Consider the following 8,138-nt stretch of genomic DNA (forward strand, 5'->3'; position numbering starts at 1 on the left):
TATATATTGGGAGGATTTCTTATGAATAAGAGTGATTTGGAAAGAGACTATTTTATGCTTAAGGGGCCACTTGCAAAAAAAGGTTATGACTGGTGGTGGCATTCACTTACTGCATATAATAAGGAAACAGGTGAAGCAAAACCATTTTTTATTGAATATTTTGTGTGTAACCCTGCATTAGCTGAGGATAAACCTACATTAGGTCAGGATCCTGAAAATAAAAAATTAGGTAAAAAACCTTCCTATTTCATGATGAAAGTAGGAACATGGGGTAAAAATCCTAAACAGATTCATAATTTTTACTCAATGAAAGATTTCCAATGTCCGGATAAGGAATTGGATATTCGTGTAGGGGACTGTTCACTAACTGAAACCCATATGTCTGGTTCATGTACAGTAACCGAAGAAGATGCCAAAAACCATCCTGAGTATATGTGTGATGCTGGGGATATGAGATGGGATTTGGATATTGATAAACAGATTGCATTCAATGTTGGTTATGGTGCAAACGGATTATTTAGAAAATTAAACTCTTTTGAAATGTTTTGGCATGCTGAAGGAATTAAAACTGAATACAGTGGAAGTATTTGGCTTGATGGTGTTGAATATGAAGTTATTCCTGAAAAATCATATGGATATGCCGATAAAAACTGGGGTGGAGACTTTACTTCTCCATGGCTTTGGATTTCTTCATGCAATTTAACCAGTCTTAAAACCGGTAAAAAATTAAACAATTCTGCATTTGAAGCAGGTGGCGGAAGGCCAAAAGCATTTGGAATATCTATTCCGCGTAAACTATTAATAGGATTTTATTATGAAGGAACCATGTATGAATACAACTTTGCAAGGTTCTGGAACATGGTTAAAATTGATTTTGATTTTGAAGAGGGGGATGATGTCCACACATGGCATGTAAATGCCTCTAATAAAAATTCACGTATGGAAATGGTATTGTACTGCAAACGTGATGAAATGATGTTTATTAATTATGAAGCTCCAGATGGACAAAAACGTCACAATCGTTTATGGAATGGTGGAAACGGTTGGGGTGAAATTAAATTATATAAAAAAGACGGTACATTAATTGATCATGTAAAAATGGAAAATGCTGGCTGTGAATATGGGGAGTATGATAAATAATGATATGGACTGATGTTCTGGCATTAATTGTTGTTTATATTTATGTTGCAGCCATATTTGTAATAGCCGAGAAGATTTTAAAGGCCAAGCCTGAGGTTTCACGTAAATTTCTACATATTATGGTAGGTAATATGATATTTGCCATGCCGTTTTTCTCAGATCCCTGGGTAATGGTTTGGTTTTTAACTTTACCGATTACAATAGGATTATTCTTCCTAACGGAATATTCACCTATCAAAATTGAAAACAGCGTAACTGAGTCAGGGCATGCTTTAGGTTTGTTCTTCTATGCAGGTATTTGGACAGTTCTGATTGCTGTATTTTCCAATCATCTGTGGATTGTTGCACTAGCTATTGTGCCTATGGTATACGGTGATGGTTTTGCAGCATTAATAGGTCAAAAATTCGGTAGAGTCAAATATAAGGTATTTGGTGGTGAAAAATCATTGGAAGGATCACTTACAATGTTTGTAGTAACAACTGTAATGAGTGTATTTGTCTGGATGGTTTTCTTAACAATTGGTTATCCAATGCCTAACTTTAATTTGGCAGCTATTTTAGGAATTTCTGCTGTTGCAACTATTTGTGAAGCTTTAAGTTATGGTGGAATTGATAATTTAACTGTTCCTGCATTAACTTCAATTTTATATTATTTGGTAACTATTACAATATAGTTACTTTTCACTTTCTATTTTTTGCATTTCAAATGTGTATTTCTGCATCTTAGCTGAAGTGATAATTAGGCCTTTATATATTATTGTTCTAACTATTATTAACGAAATACACAGAGGTTATGTAAATGAATGATTATGAAAGAGCAGCTGAAAAGGTTGATAATAAACTTAAATTTTATAGAAACTTAATACCTTATGTTTGTATAAATGCATTTTTAGCTATAATTAATGCAATATGTTCACCACACTTTTGGTGGGTTTTGTTTCCAGTATTTTTCTGGGGAATTGGTGTATTAAAAGACTTTTTAAAAGCGTTTGTATTTCAAGATATTTGTAGCGATGAATATCGTGAAAGAAAAATCGCACAAGAAATGGAGAAATTATCAAAATGAAAGTAAATTTGTTCTTTTCAAGAGATGTTGAAGAACCATATGCGGATATTCATACAAATGAGTTAACGGACAATATTCAAAAAGCGATAAATCTTTTAGAAGATGAATCAAAAAATGACATGCTTGCGGTTAAAAAAGGAAAGGATATTACCTTTTTGGAATATGATGAAATTTTTATGATTCGTGTTGAAGATAAGGTTGTTAAAGTTTATACTCACAATAATGATTATACTGTTAAAAAAGCATTATATCAAGTTGAAGAGTCTTTAGATCAGTCTTTTGTTCGTATATCAAAAACAACAATTATTAATATTAAAAAGATTGATCGTGTAGCTCCATCCTTAAAGGGTATGATGTTTATAATGTTGAAAAATGGTTTGAAGGATAATATTTCAAGAAAATATTTGCCTGAGTTTAAAGAGGCATTAGGTTTGTAGGTGTTAATTATGAAAATCACTGATATAATACAAAGACTTGCATTAGGGGCATTTGTCGGTTGTTTTATAGTTGCATTAATTGAAGTATTAATTGCATTTCAGTCAGGACCACAGAATGTTGTTTTTTCAGGTTATGATGTAATTAATGCATTTTTCGGATCTGTTGTGATTGGATGGGCATTTTCTTTAAGTGGTTTAATCTATGATAGGGAAGATTTATCTTTGCCTTTGCAAGTGTTGTTTCAAATGGCTATTGGATTTACGGTTCTATTTAGTGTGGCTATATATTTGGGATGGTTGCCATTAACTTTCGGAATTGGTGTAATAATAGAATGGGTTATTATTGCAGTTATTTTTGCAGTAGTATTCTGGTTAGGTTTTTATATCTACTATTATTTGGAAGCTCGCGAAATAAATCAAAAATTAGGATAAAGAGAGTATTATGGGGATTTAACCCCAAATCTCTTAAATATATACAAATGGGTGAGTAATATAACGTATTGCTAATTTAATAACAATAGTTAATTTACAATTAAAACTATTGTTATATTTATTATATAAATATTATGTTTTTAGTTATATTGTATCTTTAGCTAATTTCATGCCCAAATTATATGCAGAGTCTAAATCCTTCGGAAATTGTTTTTCAAGGGTTTTTGCTTTTTCTTTTTCATCAAAGAGGTAATTTTCATATAATGAATAATCTTTAAATTGATATGTGTCATATACTTTCAGTGAATAAGGTTTTCCGAAAGTATAGGAAAGATATTCTTCAGTTGTCTTAAAAACAGTTTCTTCATAAATTTCATCAGACAACTCTTTTTTAACATTCATTGAATAGATTATTCCATTAGGTTTTTTGGAAGCCAGTGATTCTTTACCGTAAACTAATTTGGAAAACATTAATCTTTCTAAAAAGCTTTTTAATTCACCGGTAATGCCTCCAAAATATATTGGACTTGCAAATACTACTGCATCACTTTCATGAATTTTTGGAAGCAATTCCCTTAAATCGTCTTTGATTGGGCATTGCCCATAGTATTTTCCACCAATCTTTTTGCAGTGGAAACAGGATTTGCAGCCTTTGTAATCCAAATCGTATAGTCTTACAGTATTGATATTGTATTCTTGGATATTATTTTTTTCTAATTCATTTTTGATTCCATCATATACTCTATTTAGAAGTTTTGTCGTGTTATATTTCTTTCTTGGTCCGCCATTAATCAGATAAAATTCCATCTAATCACCTTTAAAGCCACATTCTGAACATACATTGGTCTGAAAATGAATTACTCCTCCGCATTCTGGACACATCCATCTTTCACGATCCTGTGCCATAATTTTTCCAATGCCTGTGGTTTTTATTCTTTTAGCACTGTCCAATGTATTAAAATCATGTCTCTTAACATATTTTTTTGAATGTTTTTTTATTAAGGGGCATGGAAATTCGCTGCATCGACCGCAGTAACTAAAATTCTTAGTATCAAAACAGGATTTGATTTTACATTTTAAACTAGCTTTGTTTTTACCGTCATCCCCAATTAAACAACCTACACATGGATTTTGGTATCTTTCACAACTAATACAATTAACTCCACAAGGAGCGAATAACTTTGAATCAATAGTATCTGGCATTTTCATAATATCTCTACAAAAAAGTTATATTAATTTAAAAATAAATATTTTTGTAAAAAATCGGTTTGATTCAAATGACATTAATTATTCATCCTGAAGTAGCAAGTTTAAAAGATCAGTTAGCACAGTTAATTTTGCAATATGATAATTTAATAAGTCATGTGGGTCCGGAAATTGAAAGACAATATGTTTTAGAGTTTGGAATATTGGAATATGAATTGTATAATCTGGAACTTAAAATCGATAAATTAAAACGAAAGCTTCAGTTAATCCAAATTGAAATTAACCACGGAAATGAAATTGATTTGGATAAGATTGAAAAGATACTGCAGGAAGAGTTTGAAGAGTTTGAAAAGCAGGTACAGGCCCAAATAGATGAAATCAAATCTCTTGAAGAAAATACTCCTGAAAAATTATCTGAAAGTGATACAAAAAAACTTAAAAAACTTTATCGGATGCTTGTTAAAAAATTACATCCAGATTTAAATCCTAATCAGACATTTTTTGAATTGAATTTATTTTATAGGGCAGTATATTGTTTTGAACATGGTGATTTAAAAGGTTTGGAATCTGTTGCAGCCATCCTTCCTGAAAATGCTGGGGAGGAAACTACCCAAATAGATGATTTAAAAAAATTGGTTCGGGAGTATGAAGATAAAATAATGGAACTTAAGGAAAAATATCCATTTAATAAAAAAGAATTACTTGAAGATGATGAATCAGGTCAGAAATATAAAAACATGCTTAATGAACTGATTGAAGATAGAAAAGAAGATATTGAAAATCTTGAAAATAAAATTAATGATTTGATTTAAATGGCAAATATTCAAAAACCTAATTCGGATATAACAGATATTGTAGGTTTTCTTCAAAAAGGCGGCAAGTTAAAGCCTTTTTTAAAGGATATATTTTTAATAAAGACTTATGTTGCAGGTTTAGATTATATTGATTATATAGATGATATTTTTCCAATAATTAAAGTTAGGGATAAACTGGAATTGCTTCGTGAAGCTTCAAACGAATATGACAAGCATGCTATTCTGGTTAAGTATAATGGCCAGAAAATAGGTTATGTTCCACGAAAAGATAATTATGTATTGTCTAAGCTCATGGATGGCGGAAAAGAGCTATATGGTGTCGTTGTAAGCTTTGGTGTAGATAAAGTTTATGAAGGATATGAAATTAAATTCATCAATTTTAAAATATTTCTAAAAGAGTCCTAAAAAACATTAACTTTATATGTACTTAAAACAAATATTTTATTACTGTTAAAATTTTAGCAGTTTGCTTTTTTTGGGATAAGTTCCCATTGGATGTGGCTTTTATAGCTGAACAAAAAAAGGTGAAATTTATGTATAAATATATTAGAGATGCTTGGAAAAACCCAGATGAGTCTTACGTACGTGAACTCATGTGGCAAAGAGCTCCACAATGGAGACGTCAAAAAGTAGTACAAAGAATTGACAGACCTACTAGATTAGACAGAGCTAGAAGTTTAGGTTACAGGGCTAAAAAAGGTTTCGTTTTAGTAAGAACCAGAGTAAGACGTGGTGGAAGAAGAAAATCACGTTTCAAAGGCGGTCGTAAACCTAAAAGAATGGGTGTAAACAAAATCACTCAAGCTAAATCTATTCAAAGAATTGCTGAAGAAAGAGTAGGCAAAAAATACCCTAACTTAGAAGTATTAAACTCTTACTGGGTATGGTCTGACGGTAGATATAAATACTACGAAGTTATTTTAGTAGATCCACAAAGTCCTTCTATCATTAACGATAAAAAAATCAATTGGATTTGCTCCAAAAAACACACTAATAGAGCTTTAAGAGGTTTAACTAGTGCTGGTAACAAAGGACGTGGAATAAAATCTAAAGGAAAAGGTAGTGAACAAGCAAGAAGAAGAGATTTATAATCTCTCTTTTTTACTACTCTTTTTGATTTTCATGATACATAATATAAAATTTAGAGTCTTTGTTTATGAAAACGAAGATGTTGAGGAACTATCACAAGCTATTTTAAATATTTTGCCTGAAGCCGAAATAGAAGCGGAAGAGGCTGAAGGTTTAACTGAAGATAAAATAATAATTTTATCAGGTGTTGTTTCTAAGAAAAGATACACCAAAGCTTTTTTTAACTTACTTTTAGAATCTGTGGATTTGGATAAATTAAACGATGATTTAGAGCGAAAAATCGATGAAAAAGGAAACTGGTTTTTAAGATTTGATAAAGCCGATGCCATAGATGAAAAATTAACTATTAAGGATTCTGGAGATTCTATTCATCTTAAAATAAAAATTGCTGCTTATCCTGCAAAAAAAGAAATTGCAGTGGAAAAGGTTAGAGAAGCTATTTTGGATGGATGATATGAATTTTCAAGATGTAATTGCTTATTTTGAAGAAATATCTGATGAAAGCGTTGTTAATTCAAATAAAAGATTTGCTATTGGATGTGAATATTCGTATGGTATTAGACTTCCAGTTATTAGAAAATTAGCTAAAGAAATTGGAAAAGATCATGATTTAGCTATTGAACTATGGAATCATCCTTATCATGAATCTCATTTGCTTGCTACGATGATAGAAGAAAAAGAAAAAGTCACTTCTAAACAATTGAACGAATGGGTTTATTCATTCTATTCATGGGATATTGTAGATCAGGCCTGTATTAACTTACTTGTTGATTTGCCGCAAGCCCGAGATAATATTTTCATATGGTGTGAGTCTGAAAAGGAATTCGTTAAAAGAACTGCTTTCAGTTTGATTGCGGTTATTGCAGTTCGGGATAAGAATGCTGAATCCGAATATTTTGATAAATATTTTCCATTAATTAAAAAAGCTTCTTTTGATAATAGAAATTTTGTTAAAAAATCAGTTAATTGGGCTTTAAGACAAATTGGAAAACGAGACATTGAATGTAATAGAAAAGCATTGGATGTTGCTTATGAAATATCTCAATTTGATGATAAGGCCTGCAGATGGATTTCATCCAATGCAATCAGAGAACTTGAAAGTGAAAAAGTTCAAAAGAAATTGTCTTAATTGAATTGTCTATCTACATTTAATTAGTTAAAATAATGCATGATTCATTTAATGTTGTTTAAATTAAATGATGGTTTTATAATTTTGTTATTTTAATCATTGTCCGCCCAAATAATTCATGCTCTCTTTCATTATATGGGTGAGTATATTCAATCAATTTTTTTAATAAATTTGGCAGGGACACCACCGACTACTGTTTTTGCACTGACATCTTTAGTTACAACTGCGCCTGCTGCAATGATTGCTCCCTCACCGATTGTAACGCCAGGTAATATTGTAGCATTAGAACCAATCCAGACTTTATTGTCTATTTTTATTGGTGAAGGGCATAAGTTTTCTCTTTTTTCAAGTTCTTCTTCATGGTTTAATGTTGCAAGAACAACATTATGTCCAATCAAAACATCATCGCCAATGTAAATTCCTCCCTGGTCCTGAAATTTGCAGCCAGCATTAATGAAAACGTTTTTTCCAATATGTATGTTTTTTCCGAAATCAGTGTAAAATGGTGGGAAAAGTCTGAATTCATCATCCACTTTTTTCCCGATTAATTTGGAGAATAATTTTCTTATTTCTTCAAATTCGTGGTATTGATAATTGATATCGCAGGTTATTTTTTGTGCTTCCTGGGAATAATAATTACAGGCTTCTGCTCCTTCTTCATCCATGGTTAATGTTTTTCCTTTATTGAAAATTTCTAGTAATTCTTTTAGTTCTAACATATTATTAGTTTTTTTAATTAGTTTAATATAATGATTTTCATTGAAAAAATGTTGATTAAATGAGATTTATTTTTTTTTACATTATATTTTTTGTTTTCATGAAGT

Annotated in this window: 13 protein-coding genes; 10 read left to right on the top strand and 3 right to left on the bottom strand. The window is 30.8% G+C overall.

Going from position 1 to position 8,138, the window contains the following annotated elements; all coding sequences use genetic code 11:
- Positions 1-21: 21 nt before the first annotated feature.
- From ACKI5C_RS03595 to ACKI5C_RS03615, 5 genes are all read left to right on the top strand, one after another.
- The gene (locus ACKI5C_RS03595) at positions 22-1,140 is read left to right on the top strand and encodes a tocopherol cyclase family protein (RefSeq protein ID WP_407431849.1); all 1,119 of its coding nucleotides are present in this window, start codon (positions 22-24) and stop codon (positions 1,138-1,140) included.
- Positions 1,140-1,814: a diacylglycerol/polyprenol kinase family protein gene (locus ACKI5C_RS03600; RefSeq protein WP_407431850.1), complete on the top strand. Its 675-nt coding sequence runs from the start codon at positions 1,140-1,142 to the stop codon at positions 1,812-1,814. Before ACKI5C_RS03595 ends, ACKI5C_RS03600 begins: the two co-directional genes overlap by 1 nt.
- Positions 1,815-1,939: 125 nt before the next feature.
- Positions 1,940-2,206 carry a 2TM domain-containing protein gene (locus ACKI5C_RS03605; RefSeq protein WP_407431851.1) on the top strand — a complete coding sequence of 89 codons (267 nt, stop codon included), beginning with the start codon at positions 1,940-1,942 and terminating at the stop codon, positions 2,204-2,206.
- Entirely contained in the window at positions 2,203-2,643 is a 441-nt protein-coding gene (locus ACKI5C_RS03610; protein ID WP_407431852.1) for a LytTR family DNA-binding domain-containing protein, read from the top strand. Before ACKI5C_RS03605 ends, ACKI5C_RS03610 begins: the two co-directional genes overlap by 4 nt.
- Before the next feature lie 9 nt (positions 2,644-2,652).
- Positions 2,653-3,075 carry a DUF3021 domain-containing protein gene (locus tag ACKI5C_RS03615; protein ID WP_407431853.1) on the top strand — a complete coding sequence of 141 codons (423 nt, stop codon included), beginning with the start codon at positions 2,653-2,655 and terminating at the stop codon, positions 3,073-3,075.
- Positions 3,076-3,219: 144 nt separating this feature from the next.
- On the opposite strand, the gene ACKI5C_RS03620 is transcribed toward ACKI5C_RS03615, so the two are convergent.
- Together ACKI5C_RS03620 and ACKI5C_RS03625 are read right to left on the bottom strand one after the other, a co-directional pair.
- Positions 3,220-3,882 carry an NAD(P)H-dependent oxidoreductase gene (locus ACKI5C_RS03620; RefSeq protein WP_407431854.1) on the bottom strand — a complete coding sequence of 221 codons (663 nt, stop codon included), beginning with the start codon at positions 3,880-3,882 and terminating at the stop codon, positions 3,220-3,222.
- Positions 3,883-4,284 carry a DUF3795 domain-containing protein gene (locus tag ACKI5C_RS03625; protein WP_407431855.1) on the bottom strand — a complete coding sequence of 134 codons (402 nt, stop codon included), beginning with the start codon at positions 4,282-4,284 and terminating at the stop codon, positions 3,883-3,885.
- A gap of 68 nt (positions 4,285-4,352) precedes the next feature.
- On the opposite strand from ACKI5C_RS03625, the gene ACKI5C_RS03630 reads away from it, so the two are divergent.
- The 5 genes from ACKI5C_RS03630 to ACKI5C_RS03650 all read left to right on the top strand — a co-directional run bounded on the left by ACKI5C_RS03630 (position 4,353) and on the right by ACKI5C_RS03650 (position 7,314).
- Positions 4,353-5,093 (top strand): hypothetical protein, encoded by a 741-nt coding sequence (locus ACKI5C_RS03630; RefSeq protein WP_407431856.1) that lies wholly within the window; start codon positions 4,353-4,355, stop codon positions 5,091-5,093.
- The gene (locus ACKI5C_RS03635) at positions 5,094-5,501 is read left to right on the top strand and encodes an HIRAN domain-containing protein (RefSeq protein ID WP_407431857.1); all 408 of its coding nucleotides are present in this window, start codon (positions 5,094-5,096) and stop codon (positions 5,499-5,501) included.
- Positions 5,502-5,629: 128 nt separating this feature from the next.
- Positions 5,630-6,187, top strand: a complete 558-nt coding sequence (locus ACKI5C_RS03640; RefSeq protein WP_295592726.1) for a 50S ribosomal protein L15e — start codon at positions 5,630-5,632, stop codon at positions 6,185-6,187.
- A 31-nt stretch (positions 6,188-6,218) separates the two neighbouring features.
- On the top strand, positions 6,219-6,638 hold the full coding sequence (locus tag ACKI5C_RS03645; RefSeq protein WP_407431858.1) for an RNA-binding protein: 420 nt from the start codon (positions 6,219-6,221) through the stop codon (positions 6,636-6,638).
- 1 nt (position 6,639) lies between these two features.
- A complete protein-coding gene (locus tag ACKI5C_RS03650) occupies positions 6,640-7,314 on the top strand; it encodes a DNA alkylation repair protein (protein WP_407431859.1) in 675 nt (224 codons plus the stop codon).
- A gap of 149 nt (positions 7,315-7,463) precedes the next feature.
- Here the strand turns inward: ACKI5C_RS03650 and ACKI5C_RS03655 are convergent, their stop codons facing one another.
- Positions 7,464-8,033, bottom strand: a complete 570-nt coding sequence (locus ACKI5C_RS03655; protein ID WP_407431860.1) for a DapH/DapD/GlmU-related protein — start codon at positions 8,031-8,033, stop codon at positions 7,464-7,466.
- Positions 8,034-8,138: the final 105 nt, after the last annotated feature.

It is taken from the genome of Methanobrevibacter sp., assembly GCF_045646045.1.
Classification (GTDB): Archaea; Methanobacteriota; Methanobacteria; order Methanobacteriales; family Methanobacteriaceae; genus Methanocatella.